This is a genomic window from Gordonia sp. NB41Y, from assembly GCF_030718915.1.
GTDB lineage: Bacteria > Actinomycetota > Actinomycetes > Mycobacteriales > Mycobacteriaceae > Gordonia > Gordonia desulfuricans.
In genome coordinates, this window is the sequence record NZ_CP132196.1 from 3,015,893 (window position 1) to 3,041,205 (window position 25,313).

A 25,313-nucleotide genomic window follows, 5' to 3' on the forward strand; every position below is an offset into this window, starting at 1 on the left:
TTTCTCGGTGTCGGTCACGTGCGCGGGCTGCTGTCCGGATTCGGTTCCGGATGCCCCGGCGACGGGGTACCCGAATCCTCGGAAGGAAGCCCGGGCAGCAACTCCTCGTCGGACAACTCCTCGTTCTGCAGCGTACGTCGTCGCTGCTGGTAGGTCGTCGCCGCGAGCAATCGTTCCAGCTCATCGGGTTCCGGGCGGTCCTCGTCGGCCGGATCGGGCTCGCCGCGGAAGCGGTGCCACAGCCGCCGCGCGGTGAGTGCGATCAGCACCACCGCCGCGATGATGGTGACGATGAACAGCGGCTTGCCGTACGCGTTGGAGTGCACCGACAACGTGATCGGCGATCCGAGCTGCACACCGGTCACCGTGGTCATCGAGATCGTCACCGTGATCGCCTCGGAGCTGTCGGCGCGGGTCGGCATCTGGATCTGGCGGGTGCCGCGCGCCGGGATCTCGATGGTGCCCATGTCACCGACCTCCAGATCCGACGACGTGTCGGTGATGATCCGCACCCGGATCGGCAGGGAGAGATCGTTGCGGACCACCAGCAGCAGCGGACTGCGCTCGGATGCCAGCGTGTAGCGCCCACCCGGGTCCAGGATCGTCACCGCCGAGCGGACCCGGCTCAACGTCGAACTCACCGCGTCGGTCGCCACCACCCGCGACCCGATCAGCCGATCCCGGGTGGCCGTACCGGCCTGTGCGGGCGTGGTGATCGACCGCAGCAGGTCCTCGCGCAGCGGCGCCATGTAGCGATCCGGTGAGACGGCCACCTCCGCCGTCGCGACCAGCGAGTTCTGCAGTCGCCACGACATGTCGGTCTGGGCGCGGATGGTGTCGGCGGTCGCCTCGGTCAGCGGCACCGACAGGCTCGCGACCGACCCGATGCCGGCGGGCGTGGTCAACCGTCCGGCCGTCCGCGCGTCGGCGGTGGCCGTCGCGACCTCGGCGAACGGCCGGGGGGTGGCGGCATCGGCACCGAGCAGGACGGAGGCCGTCGACAGCAGCGCCTCGGCGTCGTCGTCGGTCGGCGACCAGTACGGCGACGGCAGGATCACCTGCGAACGGCCGGTCACCGGATCCGCGCCGGATTCGGTGCCGGAGCTGCCGTCCGCCGACGAGCCGGTGGTCGAGGGCACGTCGATCGCGCCGAAGGCCAATGCGCCGACCGCCGCCTGCCGTCGGCTGACCGCGGACTCCTCGGACAGATCGACCTGCTGGTCGGCCGGGGTGAGGGCGGGGGTGGTGGGGGCGGTGCCGACCGCGGCCAGGGCGGCCGTCACCGGCTGGTCGAAGGTCGACACCCCCAGGTCGCCGATGCGGTAGCCGCCGGTGTCGGACACGCCGCGGGTGGGTGTCACATTGCCCGCCGAGGTCAGCGCGGCGTGATGGTCCGCGTCGTGCAGCAACGACGCCCCCTGGGCGTCGATCGCCCCGAGGGCCGGGATGGTCAGTCCCCGCACACTGCGCACACCCAGGATCGCGTCGATGATGTCGGCCGGGGAATCGAGGGCCGCGGCGGTCAGCCCGACGTCGTCGATCTGGTGCAGCGAGGTGAGGTCGGCGGCGGCGAACGGCAGCGCCACCACACACATCCGGGACGACACCGACCGCAACTCGTCGAGCCATGCGGCCGCCGCGGCCTGCCCGGTGCCCGGCGTCGTCGGTGACGTGGGATCCGCCGGATTCGACGTCACCACATATCCCAGCGACATCGCGCGCACGGTGACCAGCAGATCCGGGTCGACGGCCAGACACATCGACCGCGAGATCTCGGAGGCCACCGCCGGCGGTGCCGACTCCGATGGACCGTCGGCGTCGGGGGTCCCGGCCTCCGGGCTCGGCGCCGCGCTCGACGACGATCCGGCGGTGCCTGCGGGCGGTTGGGTCACCGCGCGCAACGGATCCAGCAGCGCCTTCAGCCGGCCGCCGTCGCCCAGCGACGCGGCGAGGTCTTCGCTGATCAGCCGAACCGGCTCGGTGTTGCCGCCGAGTACGCCGGGGGCGAGCTGCGGGGGTGCGGCCAGCGGCCACAGCAAGGTCAGCCGTGACGGGTCGGAGGTGTCGGCGGAGACCGAACCGTCGGGGCCGAGGCCGGAGATCGTGGTGGTGCCCGACTCGCTGGGGTCGACGTACGACGCCGCACGCGCACGATTCGGCGGCAACGACAGGACCGGCAGCAGCGTGCGGGAGCCGGCGACCTGCGCCATCCCGCCGTAGTCGGGCTGCCCGTTGACGTTGATCTGCAGCGGGTAGACGCCGGTGCGGTCGATCTGCAGACCCGTGGCCCCCGACAACGGGACGGTCAGGTCGAAGGCCACCTGCGCGCCCGGGGTGAGGCCGTCGTCGGAGCCGATCGGCCGGAACGCACTCGCCGCGGCCACCGGCGGATGCTCACCGGCCAGCGCCGACCGCAGCTCGTCGGCGTCGGCGACCGCATCACCGCGCTCGAGCCGGATGGACAGATCGTGGATGGTGCGGGAACTGGTGTTGAGCACATGCCCGGTGATGCTCACCGTCGGTCCGGACGTGCTCGTCACCATCGTCGGGGTGAGCGAATCGATCACGATCCGCGCGAACCGGGAGCCCTCCGACGCGGTCGGCGACACCGAGGCCGACCCGGATGTGGGCGCGGCCACCGCCGGTGCGGCCGCGAGCATCGCCAGCATCGCCACGGCGCACAGCACCACCAGGCGGCGCAGTCCGGCAAGGGGCAGGGCGGCCAGGGGCGGTGCGGGGATCGGGCGGAGGACGGCGCGGGCGGGCCGGTCAGCCATCGCCGTTGGCCGGCCGACGGGGACGCCGCCGGCGCCGCCGAGGCCGCACCGGGGGTGGCGGCTCGTTGCGGCGCTGATTGCGTGCGGCTGCGGCTCGTTCATAGGCGTTGGGTTCTGTGCGACTGCTCTCCGCCTCCGACTGCGCCAGCCGTTGGGGGTCGGCGGCCAGGTCGGCGATCACACCGCGGGCCATCCGGGCCAGTCGCCGCTCGTCAGAGTACGTCAGCCGGCGGGGCAGCTCGTGCAACGGCACCCACGCCACCTCGCTGACCTCGTAGTCGGCGTCGGACAGCTCCCCGCCGGTGCTGCGCAGCAGATAGTGATGCACGGTCTTGTGGATCCGCCGGCCCTCGCTGACGAACCAGTAGTCGATCTTGCCGAGCGGGGCGACGACGGTCCCCTCGATCCCGGTCTCCTCGGCTACCTCGCGCACCGCGGTCTGTTCGGCGGTCTCCCCGGTCTCGATGTGGCCCTTCGGCAGCGACCACATCATCCGGCCCCGCCGATCCACGCGTCCGATCAGTGCCGCCGCCAACTCGTCCACCGGCAGTTCCAGATCGGAGATCACCAGACCGCCCGCGGACGTCTCCCGCACCGTGCGCAACCGTTCGGTCCGCTCCGGGACCACCCGGTCGGGGGTCATGCGGGCACCGCGCCGCCGACCGCGGGCCGGCGGCTTGGGGGCCAGTGGCGTGGCCGTGTCCTGGGACAGGCCGGTGCGCGTGATCTTGGCGGTCATCACCGCCATGTCGGACGGCTTCGGCGGGGTGACCCGCACACCGCCCTTGCCGGATCCGTTCTTTCCCGCACCGTTCTTGGTGGGTCCGGGTTTGACGGCAGAGGGTTTGACGGCAGAAGGTTTGACCGCAGAAGGTTTGACCGCAGAAGGTTTGGGAGTGCCAGGCTTGTGACCACCGGGTTTGGGCGTCCCGGACTTCCCGCCCTTGAGATTGCCGGTCTTGGCATTGGACGGTTTGTGGCCGCCCGGCTTGGGGTCACCGGACGGGGTGCCGGCCGGCGCGGTGGCCGCTCCCGGCCCCTCGGCGCGCGGACCGGTGTCGGCGTCGGAGCGGGAGTCGGGGTTGCGGCGCCGCCGGCGGCCCCGCCGGGAACGTCGACGTCCCTGACCTGCGGTGCCGCGCGGATCGTCGGCGCCGGATGCCCGGCCGGCGAGTTCTGGGGTGCGTCCACCGCCGTGATCGGCGGCGTATCCACCGGAGCGGACGTCACCGGTGACGTCAGCGGGGTCGGTGGAGGAATCGGTGGACACGTCTTCGATGCTAGCGGCTGGTCACCTGCTGTTTGCCCGCATGGTGCTGCTGCCGGGTGGCCCCGCGTGTCCCGCCACCATCGGCTGTGCACCCGCCGCGCCGTCGGGCGATTCGGTCGGGACCGGGCACGCCGGTAGGCTGACGTGCCGTGACAGACCGAACCGGGGGCGTGCCGACCGGGGACACCGACGAGCGCCGGACGCGGCTGCTGGCCGCGGCAGCGGTGACGCTGCGCGGGATGTCGGACATCCTGCAACCGCTGGGCGTGCTGTTCGCCGACGCCGGACACGAGCTCTACCTCGTCGGCGGATCGGTACGCGACGCCGTGCTGGGCCGCCTCGGCACCGACCTCGACTTCACCACCGACGCACGCCCTGAGCAGGTACAAGGGCTTCTGTCCGGCTGGGCCGAGGCACTCTGGGATGCCGGCATCGAGTTCGGCACGGTCAGCGCCCGCAAGGGTGATCTGATCCTGGAGATCACCACCTACCGCGCCGACAAGTACGACCGGGTCGGTCGCAATCCGGTGGTGACCTTCGGTGAGTCGATCGACGACGACCTGGTCCGCCGCGACTTCACCATCAACGCGATGGCCGTCCGGATCGGCCGCGACGGCGCCGAGGGTTTCCACGATCCGCTGGACGGGATGTCGGCGGCACTGGCCGGGATCATCGACACCCCCGCCACCCCGCAGGAGTCCTTCGACGACGACCCGCTGCGCATGCTGCGCGCCGTGCGCTTCGTCTCCCAGCTGGGCTTCACCGTCGCCCCGCGGGTGTCACAGGCGATCACCGACATGGCCGTCGAGATCGAGCGGATCACCGCCGAGCGGGTCCACGCCGAACTCGACAAGCTGATCACCGGCGAGCATCCGATCGAGGCGATCGAGCTGATGGTCGACACCGGCCTGGCCGACCGGATCCTCCCCGAGGTCCCGGGTATGCGCCTGACCATCGACGAGCACCACCAGCACAAGGACGTCTACCAGCATTCGCTGACCGTGCTCCGGCAGGCGATGGACCTCGAGGACGGCGACCCCGACCTCGTGCTCCGGTGGGCGGCGCTGCTGCACGACATCGGCAAACCCGACACGCGCCGACACGAGCCGAACGGTGGGGTCAGTTTCCATCACCACGAGGTGGTCGGCGCCAAGATGGTCCGCAAGCGGATGCGGGCGCTGAAGTATCCCAAGGCGATCGTCGAGGACGTGGCGACACTGGTGTTCCTGCACCTGCGGTTCCACGGTTACGGCGACGGCGCCTGGACCGACTCGGCGGTGCGGCGCTACGTCACCGACGCCGGACCGCTACTGGACCGCCTGAACAAACTGGTCCGCGCCGACTGCACCACCCGCAACCGTCGCCGTGCGCGCCGGCTGCAGGAGAACTATGACGATCTCGAACAGCGGATCGCCGCCCTGCAGGCCGCCGAGGACCTCGACCGGGTGCGACCGGATCTCGACGGCAACGCGATCATGGAGCTGCTCGGACTCCCGCCCGGACCGGCGGTCGGACAGGCATGGCGATTCCTCAAGGAACTGCGTCTCGACCGGGGTCCGCTGAGCCGTGACGAGGCCGAGGAGGCGCTGCGCGTCTGGTGGGCCGAGCAGCAGGGCTGAGCCGGGCACGAGCGGCATGCGTCGCCGGGAGGCCTGAGGTCGGCTTCGCCGAGGATCGAGGTCGGGGCTTGCGGCCGGCTCGATGCGGGCGATGACTCAGTCGTCCGGGTGGGTGAGCATCTCCACCGCGGCGGGCACGATCTCGAACACCGCGGGCAGGTGTCCCACCACGTCCCCGTCCACGCTCACCGGCGCCGGCGGATCGCAGTACAACTCCACCTCACGGCCGCGCAGGGTCGTGACCCGCGAATGCTCGATGTGTCGTCCCGAATACATGCGCGGCAGATTGCGGGCCATGGTGAGCCGGGCGAATCGTCGCGGCGGACCGGCCAGGGTCACGTCGAGCATCCCGTCCTCCATCGACGCGTCCGGGGTCACCCGCATCCCCGCCCCGTAGCTGTTGGCGTTGCCGATGGTCGCGAACATCAGGTCGTGTTCGGAATGCTCTTCGTCGACGCGCACGTAGTAGTGCCGAGAGTCGAGGACGTTCATCGAGCGGAGCGTGGCGATCGGGAACCGGAACTGCCCGCGGGGCCAGCTCATCCGCAGCGACTTGGCGGCCACCAGCGCGTCGAAGCCCGTCGCCGCCACCGACGCGAACAGGCTGGACGTGCCGTCCGGGAAGGTCACGCGACCGAGGTCGACGGTGCGCCGGTGCCCGGCCACGATGACGGCGACGGCCGCGTCGGGGTCGTCGATCGGGATGTCGAGGTGGCGGGCGAGGTCGTTGCCGTGTCCGGCCGGGATCACCCCGATCGGGGTACCCGATCCGAACGATCCCTCGAGGACGAGCCGCAGTGTTCCGTCACCGCCGCACGCCGCGAGTGCACCGGTCCCACCGCGGGCGGCGGTCCCGGCGGCCTCGAGGACATGTGCGGCATCGGCGGTCAGCACGAGTTCGTGGCCGACACCGAGGCTGCGGAGCGCCCCCACGGCCCGGTGGGCGATCCGCCGGCCGGCGCCCTGGCGCGAATGCGGATTGGCGATCACGGTCACGTGATCGACAGGGGTGGTGCTCACGGTCATTGGCGCCTGCAGGGTCCCGGGGTCGGTGATGGCGGTTCGCTAGAGTGTGCCACACCCGCAGTATCGTCAACGAGCCGAATTGTCGGTTTGGACAGTGTGGCCGAGGGTGTCCGGATCGACCGGAATCCGACGCGGCATCGAGCCCGCGGACCCCGCCCCCGACACCCTCGATCTCAGTAGCCCATGGTGCGCAATGCGTCGGCCAGCCGGTCGAGGTCTTCGCGCTGCACGTCGAGATGCCCACTGATCCGCAGCACGGTCTGGTCACCGGCGAGCGGTGCGCGCCAGGAGTCGGCGGCGGTCACCAGGATCCCCACCTCCTCGAACAGCCGATCCCGTGCGGCGTGGACGTCGGAACTCTGCCATCCCGGTGGCGGACCCAGCGTCACCAGGGCCGATGGTTCGTCGGCCGGCTCGAGGATCTCCCAGCTGCCGATCCCGTCGAGGCGCTCACGGGTGGCCCGGCCGATGGCTGCGAGCTCGCGGTACACACGCTGCTGGCCGACCTGCTGCAGTTCGGCGACGGCCACACCCAGCCCGAGCCGTCCGGCCAGGAATGCCTCGGAACTGTCGATGTCCACCGAGCGCAGGGAGTCGCGTCGCACCGCGAGGAAACCCACACCGCGCGGCCCGGTGAGCCATTTGCGGCTGGTGCCGTACACCACGTCCGCGCCGGTGACGGTCGGGACGTGCCCCACCGACTGCGCCATGTCGACCACCACCGGGACCCGCGCGGCATGGGCCACCTCGACGATCCGCGGCACCGGTTGCACCACCCCGGACATCGAGCCGACGTGGCAGATGTGGATGAAGTCGGGCTGCTCGAACTGCAGCATGTTCTCCAGTGCGTCGACGTCGACGTGCCCGTACACGTCCCCGTCGGGCAGCGGGCGCACGGAGTAGCCCCGACGGTCGAATTCGACGAGGTTGGGGCCGAACTCGTTCTTGGCGACCCACACCGTCGACGACACCGGCAGACTCCAGCCGGTCAGCAGCGCGCGCAGCGCGGCGCGGGCACTCTCCCGGAAGGTGATCTCGTCGGCGGTGTGCCCGATCAGCGACGCCAGGTCGCGGGTGTCGCGGGCGAGTTCGTCGGCACGGTCGTCGGCCGCCACATACGATCCGCGTTCGGCCTCCCGCCACAGATGTGCCGAGATGGTGCCGATCACCGCATTCGACGACCGGCCGGCCGACGCCGAATCCAGGTGTGTCATCGCAGGGTTGAGTCGCGCCCGGTGGAAGTGTTCGCCGAGAACGCTGACGTACATGGTTTCTGAACCTACCGTGTGCCATCCGAGCCGGTGAAGGTCGGAGGTGGTGAAGGTCGGGGGTGGTGAAGATCGGGGTGGCGAAGGTCCGGGGAACCGTGGAGGTCGGGGGAACCGTGGAGGTCCCCGCTGCGTCCAAGACTCATGGATCCGGTCATCGAGTACGTGTTCGGCACCGGCGACGGTGAACCGACCGCCTGGCACAGCCCCGCCGACGCCGATCCGGACGCCGACGGTATCGCGGAGGCGGTGCGGCTGGACTTCGACGGTGACGGTCGCATCGACGATCTGATGTGGGACACCGATGACGACGGGATCGCCGACGTCGCCGCACTCGACACCGACGACGACGGAGAACCCGATGCGTTCTATCGGGATCGGGGGACGGGGATCTGGGGGATCGCGGTGGGGCGGCCGGCGGAGACCGGCGGGTCCGCGACACCGGCACCGCACACCCGGACCGACCCGCCGACCGGGACGGATGCGCCCGCGGAGCCGGGACCGCCGGGTGCCACGCGTGTGCAGACACACGACCTCGACGGCGACGGCTCCCCCGACATCGAGATCGTCGACGTCGCGCCGCGTGCGGGTGAACTCGGGGGTCGTCGGCTCTACGTCGACGAGGACGGAGACGGAGACCCCGACCGCGTACTGATCGACACCGATGCCGATGGCGTCGCCGACACCACCTACGACGCGTCGGCGCCGGGGTTCGGCCGATGAGGTCCGCCGGGTGCGTCGCCGACCGATGCCGTATCCGGTTCGGGGTCGGTCGGGATCGGCAGGTGCACGGGATGGATCCACCGCACCGCGAGCACGCCGAGCAGGTAGATCACCACGCCGACCAGCACCAGCACCACCGACCTCCCGTCGGCGGGGATGACCAGCGCGGTGAGGATCATCGCCACCACGTAGGCGACGTTGAACACGGCGTCCTGCACGGAGAACACCTGTCCGCGGACGGTGTCCTCGACGTCCACCTGCATCGCGGCGTCGCCGCAGAGTTTGGCGGTCTGACCGACCAGGCCGATCACGACGGCCACCACACAGAACACCGTCATCGAGAACGACAGCAGCGCCAGCTGTGCGAGTGCACCGAGGGCGAGCGCCGACATCAACGTGGCCCGCCGACCGATCCGGGCCACCGCGATCGGGGTGGTGATGGCGGCGAGGAAGGCGCCGGCGCCCACGCAGCCGAGGACCAGCGCGATCCGGCCGAGACCGTCACCCTGACCGGCCTGCCGTGCGAAGACGAACAGGGTGAGGGTGTTGAGCCCGAAGACGAGGCGATGGAAACCGATCGCCGACAACGCTGCCGCGGCCGAGCGCCAGTGCACCACCGCGCGGATACCGTGCAGGAAGCCGACGGCCACCGCGTGGACGGCCGAATGCCCGGCGTCGTCGGGCTCGTCCGGTCCGAGTTGCCGGGGTGGGAAGCGTCGGGCCACCGCGGCGGCGAGCAGCGCGGCGAGCACGCCGACCATCGCGGTCTCCGCGCTGCCGACGTTGTCGTCGCCGACCATCATCCGGACGAGCAGGGCCACACCCGCGCCCACCGACAGCATCGCGCCGCCGAGGGTGGTGAACAGCGCGTTGGTGCCGACGATCACGTCGCGATGGGTGACATGTGGCAACGCCGCCGACAACCCGGACGCGACGAACCGGCTGGCCCCGGTCACCAGCAGTGCGCTCGTCAGGACGACGACGTCGGGACTGCCCGCGGCGATCACCACGGCCACCACCGCGATCATCGCGGCCCGCACCACGTTGGCCCACAGCAGCACCATGCGTCGGTCCCAGTGGTCGAGGAGGGCACCGGCGAACGGCCCGATGATCGAATACGGCAGCAGGAGCACCGCGAACCCGAGCGCCGCGGCGAGCGGGTCGGCGTGGCGTTCCGGGTTGAACAGGACACCGCCGAGCAGCGCGGCCTGGAAGACGCCGTCGGTGAACTGGCTGATCAGACGAACTGCCAGCAGCCGGCCGAGGCCCGGCGAATGACGCAACGACGCGGCGAAGGTATGGAAGGAGGACACGCCATGAGTCCTGCCTGATGTCACCGGACCATATTACCGATCGTCGCCCGGCGGGACATGCCACAATGAATCCTGTGGACGGTGGTGACGACGCGGACGATCCGACCCCTGATCTGCCCGGTGGGACAGCAGACGCGGCCCGGGACATCGAATCGGCGAATCGTGTTCGGGCGGGCGCACTCCTGATCTCCTCGGCCGATCTGCTCGAGCCGACCTTCGCGCGCACGGTGATCTATGTGATCGAGCACAACGATGCGGGCAGTCTCGGTGTGGTGATCAACCGGATGAGCCAGACGGCGGTGCACAACGTGATGCCGGCGTGGACCGATCTCGCCGCCTCCCCGCGCGCACTGTTCGTCGGCGGTCCGGTCAAGCAGGATTCCGCGCTGTGCCTGGGTGTGATCAAACCGGGTGCCGACATCACCGGTTTCGAGGCGATCCGGCCGGTCGCCGGACGGGTGGCGCTGGTCGACCTCGACGCCGACCCGGAACAGCTGGAGACCGTCCTGGAAGGAATCAGGATCTTCGCGGGATATGCCGGGTGGGGTATCGGGCAGCTCGACGCCGAGATGGACCAGGACAGCTGGGTGCTGGGCTCGGCGTTGGCCCGTGACGTTCTCGCCCCGCCCGCCGCCGACCTGTGGTCGGAGGTGCTGCGCCGCCAGCCCTGGCCGCTGTCGTTGCTGGCCACCCACCCCCTGGACACGTCGGTGAACTGACCCGGCTGCGGCTGCCCACGGCACGCCCCGTCCGGTGTGATGACCTGAACCCCACCTTTCGGACATCGGTGATCGGTGTCACACCCGACTGATATCGTTCTGCGAAATCGTCTCAGTTCGGGGGTCATGGGATGCGGGTTCGGGGTGCGCTGGGCGTCGTGATGGCATCGGTGACGGCCGTGATCATGACACTGGTCGCGGGGCCGGGGGCGGCGCTGGCGTCCACGCCCGACGGCGGGGCCGCGGCCCAGCGCTGGCTGGCATCCCACGACGGACCGCAGCCGAATGCCGGGGTCGCCATCACCTGGGACGTCCCGATCCGGATGAGCGACGGCACGGTCCTGCGGGCCAATGTCTACCGGCCGGCGAATGCCGCGCAGCGTCCGATAACCGGCAAGACCCCGGTGATCGTGAACATGACCCCCTACACCAAGCTGGTCAGCGCGGTGGGCGCCGCGGCGCTGCAGCATCCGGTACTCGAACCGTTCCTGCAGCAGATCACCGGGGCGATCGATCTGCACGGCACCCCGATCGACGGCATCACCGACATCGCCCAGACCTTGCACGACGGCGGTGCCCGCACCTTCGCCGTCGACTACGACCTCGTCCGCAGCGGCTACACGATGGTGGTCGTCGACGTCCGCGGCACCGGGTTCTCGCAGGGCAGGTGGGATGTCTTCCAGCAGCGTGAGCAGCAGGACACCGTCGAGGTGATCGACTGGGCGGCACACCAGCGCTGGTCCGACGGCAACGTCGGCATGGCCGGTGTCTCCTATTCGGCGATCAACCAGATCCAGGCCGCCAACAAGCGTCCACCCGCACTCAAGGCGATCTTCCCGGTGGAGCCCGGTGGGGATCTGATCCGCGACATCGTCGCCCCCGGTGGCGCGCTCGGCGTGGGCTTCCTGCCGATGTGGCTGACCCTGATCAACACCAGCAAGATGATCCCGAACGTGGCGTCCATGCTGAACGGCACCTTCGACTGGAAGTGGCTGGCCGACCGCATCTCCGATCCGCTGACCTTCTATCCACAGCTGTTCGCGGCGCTGCTCACCCCCGACGTGCGGTCCATCCCGCCGGAGCTCGGTGACCTGCTGGCGAACGGCACCGCTCCCCGCGAGGCGTGGCAGGCGCATGCCGAACGGATCACCACCCCCACCTTCATCTACGGCGGATGGTTCGATCTGTTCACCAACAGCGAGGTCAAGATGTACAACGGCATCCCGTTGCCGCCGGGAAAGAAGCAACTGATCATGGGCGACGGCTACCACCTGACCATCGGCGGCGGACAGGGTCGGCCGGGCACCCCGCCGCGCCTGGACGTGCTGCAGAAGGCGTGGTTCGACCGCTGGCTCAAGGGCGTCCACAACGGCATCGACGAGTACGGCCCGGTCAACCTGAAGCAGGTCGGTGACCCGTGGATCACCGCACAGCAGTTCCCCCGCGCCGGGATGACCCGTCAGCGCCTCTACCTGGGCGACAAGCGCAGCGGTACCGCACCGCATGCCGTCGCCGACGGCAGCCTCACCACCGCGGTGCCGTCGTCGCGGGGCCGGATGACCATCTCCCCGGGCGTGCTCACCGTGTGTTCTCGTGACTCCGCCCAGCAGACCGCCGGGGCCACGGCCGTGTTCGGGTTCTGTGCCGACGACGCGCGGATCTCCGAGCGCAACGCACTGAGCTTCACCAGTGCCCCGGTGCCGACCACGCGCAGCGTGAGCGGCTATTCGTCCGTGCGCGTCAACGCGGTGATGGACGCGACCGACGGCTACTGGACGGCCACCCTCAACGACGTCGCACCCGACGGGACGTCCAAGGTGATCAGCTCCGGCCAGGTGATGGCGTCGTTGCGCGCCTACGACCGCAGCCGCTCGCAGTTCGCCCCCAACGGTGACGTGATCGACCCGTTCTACGAGCTCACCCTCGCTTCCCGGCAGCCGGTGACACCCGGCAAGGCGGTGTCCGTCGACATCGGGCTGCTGCCCACCGAGGCGCTCATCCGTGCCGGGCACCGACTGCGTGTGGACGTGTTCGCGATGAACCTGCCGCGCGGGTTGCCGCTGCGCCCGTTGCTCAACGAGTCGCAGCTGCGTCCCGAGCACATCCAGCTCGATCCGAACCGGCCCAGCTTCGTGAACCTGCCCCTGTCCACGCCGATGTGAGTTACCGTTGCCGGTCGTCGCGTGGTGCAGTGCCGGTCAGGACCGCGGACGACGGCGATGAGACGGATTCGGGCATGTTCCTCTGATCGGTTTACTCTCGGGGTGTGACCGCGTTGGCTGACTGGCTCATCGAGCTCATCCGGTCGGTGCCGGTGTGGGCGGTGTACCTGATCGCCTGCGCGGTGGTGTATTCCGAGACCGCGGTGCTGATCGCCGGTTTGATCATGCCGAGTGAGGCGGTGCTGCTGGCCGCCGGTGTGGCCGCGGCGGTGGGCCCGGCCAACGTCGGATTGCTGATCGTGGCGGTGTGCGTGTGTGCGGTGGCCGGCGATATCACCGGGTACTGGTTCGGACGGGTCGGCGGGCATCGGCTCAAGGATTCTGCGCTCGGCCAGAAGTTCGGTGAGCACCGCTGGGAGCAGGTGCAGCAGCGGCTCGACTCGTCCGGGATGATCGTCGTCAGCACCGGGCGCTGGGTGGGCTACGTCCGGACGCTGGTGCCGCGGGTGGCCGGGATGTCGCGGATGCGGTTCGTCCGGTTCGGGGTGGCCGATGTGATCGGCGTGGTCAGCTGGGCCACCACGGTCCTGCTGGCCGGGTACTTCGCCGGTGCGGTGCTGGGCGCCACCATCCTGCTGTACGCGGTGCTCGGCATGGTCGCCGTGGTGCTGGTGTATTCACTGGTCAAGGCCTACCGATCACGCCATCGGGTGGTGGTGGAGACCCCGGTCGACACGTCGTCGTCAGCGCAGGGGTTCGCCGGCGGCCTCGGCGGCGTCGGCCTCGCGGCCATACCGACTCGCGAGCCACGAGCAGATGATCAGCTGGACCTGGTGGAAGATCATCAGCGGCAGCACGATCAGCCCGACCACTGAGCCGGAGAACAGCACCGTCGCCATCGGCAGCCCCGTGGCCAGACTCTTCTTGGTCCCGCAGAACTGGATGGCGATCGCATCCTCGCGGGCGAAGCCGAGCCGCCGCGGCAACCAGCCGGTCAGCCACAGCATCACCACCACCAGCAGGGTGGCGATCACCGTCATCGCGATCACCTGCCAGGCGTCGACGATCGACCAGATGCCGTTGCGGACGCCCTCGCTGAACGCGACGTAGACGACCAGCACGATGGAGCCGCGGTCGACCAGCTTGGTGGGTTCGGCGAATCGCTGGAAGAATCCCTCGACCAGCGGCCGGCACAGCTGGCCGACGATGAACGGCACCAGGATCTCGAGCAGGATCTTCAGGATGGAACTGCCGGTGATGTGCACCCCGTTGGTGTTGCTCATCAGCAGCACCACCATCAGCGGTGTCAGCACCACCCCGAGCAGGTTCGACGCGGATGCGCTGACGATGGCACCGGGCACGTTGCCGCGGGCGATCGAGGTGAACGCGATCGACGACTGCACCGTCGACGGCACCAGGCACAGGTAGAGCACACCGATCGCCAGATCGTGGCCGATCAGCGGCCGCAGGACCGGCTGCAATGCCAGCCCGACCAGCGGGAACACCACGAACGTGAACGCCAGGATCAGCAGGTGCAGACGCCAATGGGTCAGGCCCTCGAGCGCCTGACGGGGATGCAGCCGGGCGCCGTAGAGGAAGAACAGGAAGCCGATGGCCACCACGACCACCCAGTCGAGGACGTCGGCGACGGTCCCCCGGGCGGGGAAGAACGCGGCGACGACGACCGCGGCGAGGATGGAGAGGACGAATCCGTCGACCGGGGATCGACTCAGCAGACCACGCACGGGCCGGGGATCAGGCCTGGACGGCGGTGTCGCGGCTGCAGGCGTCGCGCAGGGTGCACGCGCCACAGCTCGACTCACCGCAGGCGTCGGCGTTCGCGGCGGCCCCAGTGCTCGCGGCGGCCGGCTGTGCGGCATGGCCGTCGGCGGCATGCGCGTCGCCACCGGAACAGCAGGAACAGCCCGCGGCGTCGTGCTCGGTCAGCATCCAGCGCACCGATCGCACGGCGACACCGCTGACCATGCCGACGATCACCAGTGCGGCGACCAGGGCACCGAGCCCGAACAGGACCGACCAGCCGCTGCCGACGCCGAGGGTCAGCAGTCCCCCGCCGATCAGGATCACGGCGGCACCGAGGGTGCCGGGTGCGGCGACACGGTTGGCCGCGGCGAAGGCCTCATCGGATTGCAGGGTCTCGGTGGAGCGGACACCGAGCCACCGGTTGCGTCGCAGGGTGCCGCGCAGCCCGGCGACGCCTACCACCACCCACACCAGGGCGAGGGCGAACACGCAGACGGCGACGACAATGGACACAACACTCACCAGACCACCATACGATCACCGCGGCGACTCGGGGAAACCGGCCGACGTGGGGAAACCGGATTCCCCCGAAATCGGATCCGGCGAAACCGGGTCCCGTGGCGCCCCCCACCGCGTCGGCGGCGTTCGGGTGCTCATTTACGCTGGTGGGGTGACTAGCGCCGATACCTCGAGCACCAACACCGCCGCACCCACCGCCTCCGGTGGCGACGGCGGCACGGCGAATCCGCACCGGTACACCGCCACCCTGGCCGGTGAGATCGAAGGCCGCTGGCAGCAGCAGTGGACCGAGCGCCACGCCTACGAGGCACCCAACCCGGTCGGTCCGCTGGCCGGTGACATGTCGGCCTTCGACGGCTCGGGCCCCGAGGCCGCCGACAAGGTGTTCGTGCAGGACATGTTCCCGTACCCGTCCGGCGCCGGCCTGCACGTCGGGCACCCGCTGGGCTTCATCGCCAGCGACGTGTTCGCCCGCTACCAGCGGATGACCGGCAAGAACGTGCTGCACACGATGGGCTTCGACTCCTTCGGCCTGCCCGCCGAGCAGTACGCGGTGCAGACCGGCACCCACCCGCGCACCACCACCGAGGCCAACATCGAGCGCTACCTCGCGCAGATCCGCCGCCTGGGCCTCGGCCACGACGAGCGCCGCCGGGTGGCCACCACCGACGTCGAGTTCTACCGGTGGACGCAGTGGATCTTCCTGCAGATCTACAACGCCTTCTACGACGCCGAGCAGGGCAGGGCACGCCGCATCTCCGAGCTGGTCGCCGAGTTCGACGCCGGTACCCGCACCCTCGACGACGGCCGCGTGTGGGCCGATCTCTCGCCCGCCGACCGGACCGCCGTCGTCGACTCGTACCGCCTTGTCTACCAGAGTGATTCGCTGGTCAACTGGTGTCCCGGTCTGGGTACCGTGCTGGCCAACGAGGAGGTCACCGCCGACGGCCGGTCCGATCGCGGCAACTTCCCGGTCTTCCGTAAGCACCTGCGGCAGTGGATGATGCGGATCACCGCCTACTCCGATCGCCTGCTCGACGATCTCGACCTGCTGGACTGGCCGGACAAGGTCAAGACCATGCAGCGCAACTGGATCGGCCGTTCGCGGGGTGCGCAGGTGCGCTTCCCGGTGCCCGGGATCGCGACCGCCGACGGCGCCGAGGCGGTGATCGAGGTCTTCACCACCCGCCCCGACACGCTGTTCGGTGCCACCTACATGGTGCTGTCCCCCGAGCACCCGCTGGTCGATGCGCTCACCGCGGCCGAGTGGCCCGCCGGCACCGACACCCGGTGGACCGGTGGCGGTGCCACCCCGGCCGCCGCGATCGCCGACTACCGTGCGTCGATCGCCGCCAAGTCCGATCTCGAGCGGCAGGAGAACAAGGAGAAGACCGGTGTGTTCACCGGTACCTTCGCCACCAATCCGGTTGACGGACGCCAGGTCCCGGTGTTCATCGCCGACTACGTGCTGATGGGCTACGGCACCGGCGCGATCATGGCCGTGCCCGCCCACGACGGCCGCGACCACGAGTTCGCCACCGTCTTCGGTCTGCCGATCATCGAGGTGATCGGGTCGGATCAGGGTGTCGTCGACGAGGCCTATGTGGGTGACGGACCGCTGGTCAACTCCGGTTTCCTCGACGGACTCCGGGTCGACGAGGCCAAGGCCGCGATGATCGAGCGGCTCGAGGCCGACGGCACCGGCTCCGGCACCATCCAGTACAAGCTGCGCGACTGGCTGTTCGCCCGTCAGCGGTACTGGGGCGAGCCCTTCCCGATCGTCTACGACGCCGACGGCAATGCGCATGCGCTGCCGGAATCGATGCTGCCGGTGGAGCTCCCGGAGGTCGACGACTACGCACCGGTGTCCTTCGACCCGGACGACTCCGACAGCGAGCCGAGCCCGCCGCTGGCCAAGGCCACCGAATGGGTCACCGTCGAGCTCGATCTGGGTGACGGCCTGCAGACCTACACCCGCGACACCAACGTGATGCCGCAGTGGGCCGGCAGCTCCTGGTATCAGCTGCGCTACATCGACCCGACCAACTCCGAGGAGTTCTGCGCCAAGGAGAACGAGGCCTACTGGATGGGTCCGCGCCCGCAGCTGCACGGCCCGAACGATCCGGGCGGCCTGGACCTCTACATCGGTGGTGTGGAGCATGCCGTGCTGCACCTGCTGTACTCGCGGTTCTGGCACAAGGTGCTCTTCGACCTCGGCTACGTCACCAGCAGTGAGCCGTATCGAAAGCTGTTCAACCAGGGCATGATCCAGGCGTACGCCTACACCGACGCGCGCGGCATCTACGTGCCCGCCGACGAGGTGACCGAGACCGACGGCACGTTCTTCTACGACGGTGCCGAGGTCAACCAGGAGTACGGCAAGATGGGCAAGTCGCTGAAGAACTCGGTGACCCCCGACGACATCGCCGCCGACTACGGTGCCGACACCCTGCGCCTGTACGAGATGTACATGGGCCCGCTGGATCAGTCGCGCCCTTGGGCGACAAAGGATGTCGTGGGTCTGCAGCGGTTCCTGCAGCGGGTGTGGCGTCTGGTGGTGGACGAGGAGACCGGCGCCGTGCGGGTCGCCGACGTCGACGCCGACGACGAGACCCTGCGTCTGCTGCACAAGACCATCGCCCAGGTCCGTGAGGACTTCGCCGAGCTGCGCAACAACGTGGCCGTCGCGGCGTTGATCAAGCTGACCAACCACCTGACCAAGAACTTCGAGAAGTCCGGTGCCCCACGCGATGTGGTGGAACAGCTGGTCACCATGCTCGCGCCGCTGGCCCCGCACATCGCCGAGGAGCTGTGGAATCGTCTGGGCCACACGGATCTGCTGGTGCACGGACCGTTCCCGGCCGCCGAGGACAAGTGGCTGGTGGAGGAGTCCATCGAGATCCCGGTGCAGGTGAAGGGCAAGGTGCGCAGCCGGATCCGGGTCTCCCCCGATGCCGACGAGGCGACCCTGCGGGCCGCCGCACTGGCCGACGAGAAGATCGTCGCGCTGCTCGACGGTGAGCCCCGCAAGGTGATCGTGGTTCCCGGCCGCATGGTCAACGTGGTCCCCTGATCCACCCCTGACGTCCATCGGGCGCCCGATCACACCGATCGGGCGCCCGATTGCGTTGACCGTGCGCCTGACCGCGTTGACCGTGCGCCCGATCTCGTTGACTGGACACCCGATCTCGTTGACTGGACACCCGATCTCGTTGGCTGGGCACCCGTCCCCGTTGACCGTGCGTCCGACCCCGTTGACCGTGCGTCCGACCTCGTTGACTGGGTACCCGATTGCGTTGACTGGGCGCCTGATCTCGTTGACCGGGCACCCGATTGCGTTGACCGGGCGGCTGATCTCGTTGAGTGGGCGTCCGACCCCGTTGACCGTGCGTCCGACCTCGTTGACTGGGTACCCGATTGCGTTGACTGGGCGCCTGATCTCGTTGACTGGGCGTCCGACCCCGTTGACCGGGTACCCGACCCCGTTGACCGAACCGATCAGTCCCGGTGGCCGGTGTCGGAATCCACGCCGGGAAGTTGCAGGAGTGCGCAGCGCAGGCGGGAGAGCGCCAGAATCGCGGCGGTGCGTCGGGTTCCCGGCTGTAGGTCGAGCTCGGTGACGAGGCGGACGACGACGGTGTCGGGGACGCGCCGGACGTCGCCGTCGACATGCCGGACATCGTGCAGCGCAGGGCTGATCGCGTTGATGTCGGACCGGATGCGGTCGACGGCGTGCCGGAGTGCCGCCGCGTCGTCGCCGGTGAACGGCCCGTCGGCGTCGGAGGAGTCGCCAGAATCGCTGGTGCACAAGGCGATCACGGATTCGGCGAGCTGGTGGGCGCACCGGGTCGTCTGCGTCATGACGAGCAGGTCGCGGTGGGCGATTGTCGACGTGGGTCCGGCGGCAAAGGCCAGCGACATGGCGCCCACGGCGCTGTCGACGCCCGCGGTGGCCACATCGAGTGCATGGCTGGCTGCGGTGAGATCGGCAGTGGCCGAGCTCGATTCGGTGCCGGCATCGCTGGGTGCGGCCATGTGGTCGGTGGCGGTGGTGACCAGATCGCCGAGCGCGGCGAGGTAGGCGTCGACCTTGCCGGTGAGGACGCTGCGCGAGTTGGCCGAGAACAGCAGATAGGCACACACCACGCCGATCACCGCGCCGACGAGGGTCTCCTCGATCCGCTCTTCGAGCAGTCGGAGGTCGAGGATGCCGAGCAGGTCGTAGAGCGAGGCCAGCATGACGGTGATGAGTCCGACGAGCGCCCAGTAGTGCAACGGCCCGAAGTAGAACGCGAGGAACACGCACACCACGCAGAGGATCAGTTCGATGGTGACGTGATGGTTCACCGCGAGCATCACCCCGCCACCCACCGCGATACCGCCGGCGGTGCCGAGCACGCGGTTGTAGGCGCGGGTCAGGATGCCGGCCCGGGACGTGGTGCCGACGAACACGACGAATGCGGTGAGCACCGCCCAGTACCACCGCGAGGCGGAGATGCATTCCCCGGCGATGGTGGCCAGCCCTGTCGCGGCCATCACCTGCACCGCCATCCGGGTGGTCGGTGCGACGTCGGACAGGTGTGGTGGTCGGGTGGCGCGCAGCCGCGCGAACCAGGAGCGACGCGGCTCGGGTACGGGTGTGGTGGGCCCAGCTGCGGTGGGCCCAGAGGCGACGGATGCAGAGGCGGTGGGCCGGGAGGCGGTGGATACAGGAGCGGTCGGTGCGGGATCGGCGGTGGGCCGTGGCGACTCGAGCGCGCGGAGTCGTGTCATGGCGTCGGTGGTGGCGTCCAGGACGATGACGGTCAACGAGCCGATTGCCGCCCGAGCGGTCCCGGGGCCGGTCGCTGTACGGGTGGATGACGCAGGAGCCGTGCGGGCGGCCGGAGCATCCGACGCAGCAGGTGCAGATGCAGCAGGTTCAGACGCAGCGGAATCCGACGCAGCAGGTTCAGACGCAGCAGGTTCAGACGCAGCAGAATCCACGGCGGGAGCACCCAGCACGGACACAGAGAGATCCACCGCCGCGAGCGCCTCGGCCGCGGGGACCCCGACAGCAGGTACCCCGACAGCGGGTGCGCGAGTGGCAGGCGTGCCGGAGCCGGAGGTCGTGGTGCCGTCCAGTTCGCGGCGCAGACGCCCGATCGCGGCCGTCACCGCGGGTAGGTCGGCGGGATCGCCCCCACGTCGGCGGAGGTCCCACACCACCGGGATCGCCTGCTCGACGGCGACCTGGGCGTCGAACACCGCACGGGAGAGGTCCGCGTCGTCGATGCCGAGGATGTCGTGGGTGGCGAACCGCCGCCGCCAGCCGGAGATGGCGAGCGCGACCGCCGACAGCCGGCTCATCAGGGTCTGTACCTGGTGCTCGCCATGTGGGTCGGTCGGGGCGGTGAGGGCGGTGTCGACCGCGGTCGCGACCGCGGCCCGGAACTCGTCGAGGAGCAGCACGATCTGCCGGCGGGGTCGTTGGCGCAGCAAGACCAGGCGCACGACGAGACCCGAGCCCAGCGAGATCGCGATGACCAGCAGCACCAGCGGTAGCTCGTGCAGCGGCACCTTGAGCAGCAGCGGGAAGAAGTAGCCGTAGAACGCGACCATGCCGGCGCCGGCGCCGCGGATACCGAATCGGCGCAGCCAGGTCGCGACGCCGGCCACCACGATGAACGCGGCGATCTGGGCGGGCCGATGCCCCGACAGTGTGACGGCGAGTGTCGCGCCCACCATCGCCGGGAAGGGCAGGATGGCCGCGGTGACGACACGTGCCCGGGGGGTGGCGTCCTTGGCCTGGGCGGTGCCCATCATGGTCAGGATTCCGGCCATGACGAGCAGGTCGAGCGGTTGGTGCAGGGCGGTCAGGGTGATGGCGGCGACCACCACCGCGATCAGGACGGCCGACGCCACGGCGGTGGCGTTGACCAGACGGGTGTGGCCCGGGTCGGCGGCGACCACGGTGCGCCAGAAGGCGAGGCCGAGTCGCGGGGTGACGGTGGGTGCGGGATCCGGCGAAGCGGACACCGGGATCATGCCGGGTGCGCTGGGCATTGTGGTCGGCGGCTACTTGACCGGGAGTTTGCGGGCGAAATCGGAACCGAGGGTGACCCAGCGGGTCAACTGCCGGTCGGTGCGGACGCCCTCGTCGGACACCCGGATCCAGCCGCGCAGTTCGCGGCCGGACATCTCCATCGGCGAGGTGTGCGGGAACTCGAGTAGCGATTCGGTCTGTTCCGGCGGCACGCGCACCATCAGCCCGCCCCGGGAACTCGCGGTGACGGCCATGTTGCCGTTGATCAGGAACGCGAGTCCGCCGAACATGGGCTTCTCGTCCACGTTGGACTCGGTCGCCAGCAGCGCACGGATGCGAAAGGCGAGTTCCTCGTCGTAGGCCACTCATCGAGAGTAGGCGTGCCCGCGGTCGGGAGTGGGGGTGGACTCGACCTTACTTCTGAGTAAGATAACCGGCATGGCGATCAACCTGGAGCTCCCGAAGAAGTTCGATTCGGCGGTCGAGCAAGCCCACCTCGCAGCCGAGCACATCTTCCGCCCCATCTCGCGCACCTATGACCGTGCCGAGCACGAGTACCCCAAGGAACTCGACGACCTGGGCAAACTCGTTCGCGCCGCGCGCGACAAGGCCCGAGCCGCCGACAAGGGCGGGTCGTCGTCCACCGACTCCGACGTGGTCAACGGGCCCAACATGCGCGCGGTGCTCAACGGCGTCGAGATGGGCTGGGGCGACGTCGCGCTGATGCTGTCCATCCCCAACCAGGGCCTGGGCAATGCGGCGATCGCCGCGGTGGCCACTCCGGAACAGCTCGAACGGTTCGGTGAGGTCTGGGCGTCGATGGCGATCACCGAACCCAGCTTCGGTTCGGACTCCGCGGCGGTGTCGACGACGGCCACCCGCGACGGCGACGACTATGTGATCAACGGTGAGAAGATCTTCGTCACCGCGGGTTCGCGCGCCGACCACGTCGTCGTCTGGGCGACGGTGGACAAGACCGCCGGCCGGGCCGCGATCAAGAGTTTCGTCGTCCCGATGACCACCGCCGGTGTGACCGTGGTGCGGCTCGAGCACAAACTGGGCATCCGCGCCTCCGACACTGCCGTGATCCGGTTCGAGAACGCCCGCGTGCCCGCCGACAACCTGCTCGGCTCCCCCGAGGTGGACACCAAGAAGGCCTTCGCCGGGGTGATGCAGACCTTCGACAACACCCGTCCGGTGGTCGCCGCGATGGCCGTCGGTGTGGGCCGGGCCGCCCTCGAGGAGCTGCGGCAGATCATCGAGGCCGCGGGACACGAGATCGACTACGACGCCCCGGCTGCCGGGCAGCATGCGGCGGTCGCCGAGTTCATCCGGCTCGAATCCGAGTGGGAGGCATCGTGGTTGCACACCCTGCGGGCGGCGTGGATGGCCGACAACGCCGAACCCAACTCGCTGCAGGCGTCGATGTCGAAGGCCAAGGCCGGTCGCATGGTCACCGAGGTCACCAACAAGGCCGTGGAAATCGGTGCGACGGCGGCATTCTCGGAGACCATGCTTCTGGAGAAGTGGGCGCGTGACGCCAAGATCCTCGACATCTTCGAGGGCACTCAGCAGATCCAGCAGCTGATCATCGCGCGCCGGGTCCTCGGCAAGTCCAGTACCGATCTGAAGTAGCGCCGACCGGATCGATACCGATCCGGGAGGGCGCAGGCGCTGGGGAACGTCGGGTTCCTCAGCGCAGCAGGCGTTCTCGAAGCCGGTCTTCGCGGCTGATCCGGTCGGTGTCGCGGTTGCGGCGTTCGGCCATGATCGCGGCGAGGACATCCTCGAACGGTGCACCCGGCGGTGGTGCGGGTGCCACGAACGGTGCGACGGTGTAGGTCAGCCGTTCGGCCATCGCCACTCGTGCCTGCGGCGTGTACTGCTCACGATGGATCAGGAACTTGCGGATGGTTCCCGCGACGGGGTCCGGGATCGACCCGATGTCGGTGACGCGCGCCCATTCCCGTAGTGCCGCAGGCATGGCGGGCGGTTCGACGATCCGGATCGAATGCCGGTCGCGCACCACGTAGGTGCCCGCGATCATGTCGCCGATGCGCTTGTTCTTGCGGTTGACGGCTGCGCTGATCAGGGCCGGAACCCCGAAGAACGTGTAGATCTCGACGGTGCCGATCAGTGCGCGGGTGAGGGCGTGGCGGAAGCCGATCGGTCCGGCGTCGTCGCGGACGGTGCGCATCCCGGTGGCCAGGTGGCCGAGTGTCTTTCCCTGCGTGAGGGTTTCCACCGTGGTGGGCAGTGCGCACCACGCGAGCACGGTGGACATGGTCAGGCAGGCGGCGAACAGGGCGTCGTCGACACCGGCCGCGAGTTTGAACGACAGATAGATCAGCAGGACCAGCACCAGCATGCCGACGATGACGTCGATCAGTCCGGACAGGATGCGCAGACCCACCGACGCCGCCGGGAGTTCCAGTGCGACGGCCTCGCCGGAGACCAGATCGTCTCGGCCGACGCCGACCGTCGCGCTGCCTCCCCGACCCCACATTCCCGGCGGTGGGACGGGCCGGACGCCGGGGGGAAACGGGCCCGGCGGGAGCGAGGCCGCCGGATACGGCGCAGAGGGGTATGGCGCAGGGGGGTACGGCGCAGGGGGGTATTGCGCAGAAGGAGGCAGCGCAGAAGGAGGCAGCGCAGAAGGATGCGGCGCAGCTGGATGGGGCGCCGGCGGTTGCATGGCCACACTGTATCGGTGCCGGGCACACATGTGCGTCGGTTGATCGACTGGAGTGCATCGGCGGATGCGGGTGCACACACTAGGCTGGCGGGGTGGATCTCGATGCCTACGTGAACGCGAAGCGTCCGTCGTGGGATCGGCTCGAGACGTTGACGCGGCAACGCCGGTTGACCGCAGCCGAATCCGACGAACTGATCGACACCTATCAGCGCGTTGCGACGCAGCTGTCGGTGATCCGGTCGAGTGCGCCGGATCCGGAACTCGTCGGTTATCTCTCGGCGCTTCTGGCCAAGGCCCGCAACCGGGCGGCGGGTACTCGGGTGGGTACGTGGTCGGCCCTCGGCCGGTACTTCGGCCGGACCTTTCCTGCGGCCTTGTACGCGATGAGGTGGTGGTGGCTGACGACGCTGGTGGTCTCGATGGTGGTCACGGTGGCACTCGGCTGGCACTTCCTGGAGCATCCGCGGGTGGAGAGTGCGTTCGGCTCGGCGGCCGAGATCGAGCAGCTCGTCAATCACGACTTCGCCGACTATTACAGCGAGCATGCGGCGTCGGCGTTCGCATTCCGGGTCTGGTCCAACAACTTCTGGCTGGCCGCGATGTGTATCGCCTTCGGTGTCTTCGGGTTCCCGGTGATCATCGTGTTGTGGCAGAACTGTATGAATCTCGCGATCACCGGGTCGATCATGATCCGGCACGGTCGTGCGGATGTGTTCTTCGGTCTGATCACGCCGCACGGTCTCCTCGAGATGACGTGTCTGTTCGTCGCCGCGGGTGTGGGTCTGCGGGTGTTCTGGTCGTGGGTGGCCCCGGGGGACAAACCGCGACTGCAGTCATTGGCCGAGCAGGGCCGCGCGGCGATCGGAATCGCGCTCGGACTGGTTGTGCTGCTCGGTATCACGGGCATCATCGAGGCATTCGTCACCCCTTCTTCCCTGCCCACCTGGGCGCGGATCGCGGTGGGTGTGGCGGTGTGGGTGGGTTTCTTCGTCTATGTCTTCGTCATCGGCCGGTGGGCTCACCACGAGGGGGAACGCGGCGACATCGATGAGGCCGACCGCGATTTCTATGCACCGTCCACGGTGTGAACTGCGGTGTGACCAGGTCGTCGTCGCGGTAGCGGGCTCCCCCGGTACCGACATCCGCTGACCTCGAAATCTGCTGACCTCGAAGTCCCCTGACACCGAAATCCCCTGACACCGAAAACCACTGACGCCGAAGCCCTCTGTGCGGTACATCGAGGTGGATTCCGCTGTCCCTGAATGTGTTGTCGGTCAATGAATGTAACGATTCGTCCGAATGAATGACATTCACTGCCTTCGTTGTTCCTTCCAACGGACGAGTTTTCCCGAGGCGAGTTGCGATTGTTTGCCGTGGTGTATTTGATTCGAAATCGAGAGCGATTTCGACGAAGGGATCACCGATGATGCTGT

The 25,313-nt window shown here is 69.1% G+C and carries 17 protein-coding genes and 1 pseudogene; 8 read left to right on the forward strand and 10 right to left on the reverse strand.

The window, feature by feature from the left end:
* Positions 1–14: 14 nt before the first annotated feature.
* The gene (locus Q9K23_RS13020) at positions 15–2,777 is read right to left on the reverse strand and encodes a DUF6049 family protein (protein WP_305950145.1); all 2,763 of its coding nucleotides are present in this window, start codon (positions 2,775–2,777) and stop codon (positions 15–17) included.
* A complete protein-coding gene (locus Q9K23_RS13025) occupies positions 2,770–4,047 on the reverse strand; it encodes an NUDIX domain-containing protein (protein WP_305950146.1) in 1,278 nt (425 codons plus the stop codon). The genes Q9K23_RS13020 and Q9K23_RS13025 overlap by 8 nt, the downstream gene beginning before the upstream one ends.
* A 149-nt stretch (positions 4,048–4,196) precedes the next feature.
* Here Q9K23_RS13025 and Q9K23_RS13030 point away from each other — a divergent pair, with 149 nt between their 5' ends.
* A complete protein-coding gene (locus Q9K23_RS13030; RefSeq protein ID WP_053777255.1) occupies positions 4,197–5,666 on the forward strand; it encodes a CCA tRNA nucleotidyltransferase in 1,470 nt (489 codons plus the stop codon).
* A 96-nt stretch (positions 5,667–5,762) separates the two neighbouring features.
* On the opposite strand, the gene Q9K23_RS13035 is transcribed toward Q9K23_RS13030, so the two are convergent.
* A complete protein-coding gene (locus Q9K23_RS13035; RefSeq protein ID WP_059036533.1) occupies positions 5,763–6,692 on the reverse strand; it encodes a YegS/Rv2252/BmrU family lipid kinase in 930 nt (309 codons plus the stop codon).
* A gap of 173 nt (positions 6,693–6,865) precedes the next feature.
* Positions 6,866–7,960, reverse strand: a complete 1,095-nt coding sequence (locus tag Q9K23_RS13040) for an aminotransferase class V-fold PLP-dependent enzyme (protein ID WP_053777254.1) — start codon at positions 7,958–7,960, stop codon at positions 6,866–6,868.
* 144 nt (positions 7,961–8,104) lie between these two features.
* Between Q9K23_RS13040 and Q9K23_RS13045 the strand changes: the two genes are divergently transcribed.
* Positions 8,105–8,683, forward strand: a complete 579-nt coding sequence (locus Q9K23_RS13045; protein WP_053777253.1) for a hypothetical protein — start codon at positions 8,105–8,107, stop codon at positions 8,681–8,683.
* Here Q9K23_RS13045 and Q9K23_RS13050 read toward each other — a convergent pair.
* The gene (locus tag Q9K23_RS13050) at positions 8,650–9,996 is read right to left on the reverse strand and encodes an MFS transporter (RefSeq protein WP_261977913.1); all 1,347 of its coding nucleotides are present in this window, start codon (positions 9,994–9,996) and stop codon (positions 8,650–8,652) included. The genes Q9K23_RS13045 and Q9K23_RS13050 overlap by 34 nt on opposite strands.
* A 65-nt stretch (positions 9,997–10,061) precedes the next feature.
* Here Q9K23_RS13050 and Q9K23_RS13055 point away from each other — a divergent pair, with 65 nt between their 5' ends.
* The 3 genes and pseudogenes from Q9K23_RS13055 to Q9K23_RS13065 form a co-directional block, all read left to right on the forward strand.
* Positions 10,062–10,715 (forward strand): YqgE/AlgH family protein, encoded by a 654-nt coding sequence (locus Q9K23_RS13055; RefSeq protein ID WP_053777251.1) that lies wholly within the window; start codon positions 10,062–10,064, stop codon positions 10,713–10,715.
* Between the two features lie 131 nt (positions 10,716–10,846).
* Entirely contained in the window at positions 10,847–12,877 is a 2,031-nt protein-coding gene (locus Q9K23_RS13060) for a CocE/NonD family hydrolase (protein ID WP_053777250.1), read from the forward strand.
* Between the two features lie 224 nt (positions 12,878–13,101).
* Positions 13,102–13,467: pseudogene (locus Q9K23_RS13065) on the forward strand (VTT domain-containing protein); the annotation flags it as partial.
* Positions 13,468–13,620: 153 nt separating this feature from the next.
* Here the strand turns inward: Q9K23_RS13065 and Q9K23_RS13070 are convergent.
* Together Q9K23_RS13070 and Q9K23_RS13075 are read right to left on the reverse strand one after the other, a co-directional pair.
* On the reverse strand, positions 13,621–14,622 hold the full coding sequence (locus Q9K23_RS13070) for a bile acid:sodium symporter family protein (RefSeq protein ID WP_020789530.1): 1,002 nt from the start codon (positions 14,620–14,622) through the stop codon (positions 13,621–13,623).
* 10 nt (positions 14,623–14,632) lie between these two features.
* Positions 14,633–15,163, reverse strand: coding sequence for an SdpI family protein (locus Q9K23_RS13075; protein ID WP_053777249.1), 531 nt, complete (start codon positions 15,161–15,163; stop codon positions 14,633–14,635).
* 148 nt (positions 15,164–15,311) lie between these two features.
* On the opposite strand from Q9K23_RS13075, the gene leuS reads away from it, so the two are divergent.
* The gene (leuS, locus tag Q9K23_RS13080) at positions 15,312–18,233 is read left to right on the forward strand and encodes a leucine--tRNA ligase (protein ID WP_305950147.1); all 2,922 of its coding nucleotides are present in this window, start codon (positions 15,312–15,314) and stop codon (positions 18,231–18,233) included.
* Positions 18,234–18,658: 425 nt separating this feature from the next.
* On the opposite strand, the gene Q9K23_RS13085 is transcribed toward leuS, so the two are convergent.
* The gene (locus Q9K23_RS13085) at positions 18,659–21,205 is read right to left on the reverse strand and encodes an FUSC family protein (protein ID WP_152972731.1); all 2,547 of its coding nucleotides are present in this window, start codon (positions 21,203–21,205) and stop codon (positions 18,659–18,661) included.
* 12 nt (positions 21,206–21,217) lie between these two features.
* Positions 21,218–21,550 carry a TfoX/Sxy family protein gene (locus Q9K23_RS13090; RefSeq protein WP_020792520.1) on the reverse strand — a complete coding sequence of 111 codons (333 nt, stop codon included), beginning with the start codon at positions 21,548–21,550 and terminating at the stop codon, positions 21,218–21,220.
* 73 nt (positions 21,551–21,623) lie between these two features.
* Between Q9K23_RS13090 and Q9K23_RS13095 the strand changes: the two genes are divergently transcribed.
* Positions 21,624–22,820, forward strand: a complete 1,197-nt coding sequence (locus Q9K23_RS13095) for an acyl-CoA dehydrogenase family protein (protein ID WP_053777246.1) — start codon at positions 21,624–21,626, stop codon at positions 22,818–22,820.
* 58 nt (positions 22,821–22,878) lie between these two features.
* Here the strand turns inward: Q9K23_RS13095 and Q9K23_RS13100 are convergent, their stop codons facing one another.
* Positions 22,879–23,691 (reverse strand): RDD family protein, encoded by an 813-nt coding sequence (locus Q9K23_RS13100; RefSeq protein ID WP_020792517.1) that lies wholly within the window; start codon positions 23,689–23,691, stop codon positions 22,879–22,881.
* A gap of 281 nt (positions 23,692–23,972) precedes the next feature.
* Between Q9K23_RS13100 and Q9K23_RS13105 the strand changes: the two genes are divergently transcribed.
* A complete protein-coding gene (locus tag Q9K23_RS13105; protein ID WP_020790195.1) occupies positions 23,973–24,968 on the forward strand; it encodes a stage II sporulation protein M in 996 nt (331 codons plus the stop codon).
* Positions 24,969–25,313 lie beyond the last annotated feature (345 nt).

Excerpts from the sequence above, each read along its gene's own strand:
- Q9K23_RS13020 (WP_305950145.1), bottom strand. The coding sequence starts at position 2,777 with ATGGCTGACCGGCCCGCCCGCGCCGTCCTCCGCCCGATCCCCGCACCG.
- Q9K23_RS13035 (WP_059036533.1), bottom strand. The coding sequence starts at position 6,692 with ATGACCGTGAGCACCACCCCTGTCGATCACGTGACCGTGATCGCCAAT.
- Q9K23_RS13040 (WP_053777254.1), bottom strand. The coding sequence starts at position 7,960 with ATGTACGTCAGCGTTCTCGGCGAACACTTCCACCGGGCGCGACTCAAC.
- Q9K23_RS13045 (WP_053777253.1), top strand. The coding sequence starts at position 8,105 with ATGGATCCGGTCATCGAGTACGTGTTCGGCACCGGCGACGGTGAACCG.
- Q9K23_RS13055 (WP_053777251.1), top strand. The coding sequence starts at position 10,062 with ATGAATCCTGTGGACGGTGGTGACGACGCGGACGATCCGACCCCTGAT.
- Q9K23_RS13060 (WP_053777250.1), top strand. The coding sequence starts at position 10,847 with ATGCGGGTTCGGGGTGCGCTGGGCGTCGTGATGGCATCGGTGACGGCC.
- Q9K23_RS13085 (WP_152972731.1), bottom strand. The coding sequence starts at position 21,205 with ATGCCCAGCGCACCCGGCATGATCCCGGTGTCCGCTTCGCCGGATCCC.
- Q9K23_RS13095 (WP_053777246.1), top strand. The coding sequence starts at position 21,624 with ATGGCGATCAACCTGGAGCTCCCGAAGAAGTTCGATTCGGCGGTCGAG.
- Q9K23_RS13100 (WP_020792517.1), bottom strand. The coding sequence starts at position 23,691 with ATGTGGGGTCGGGGAGGCAGCGCGACGGTCGGCGTCGGCCGAGACGAT.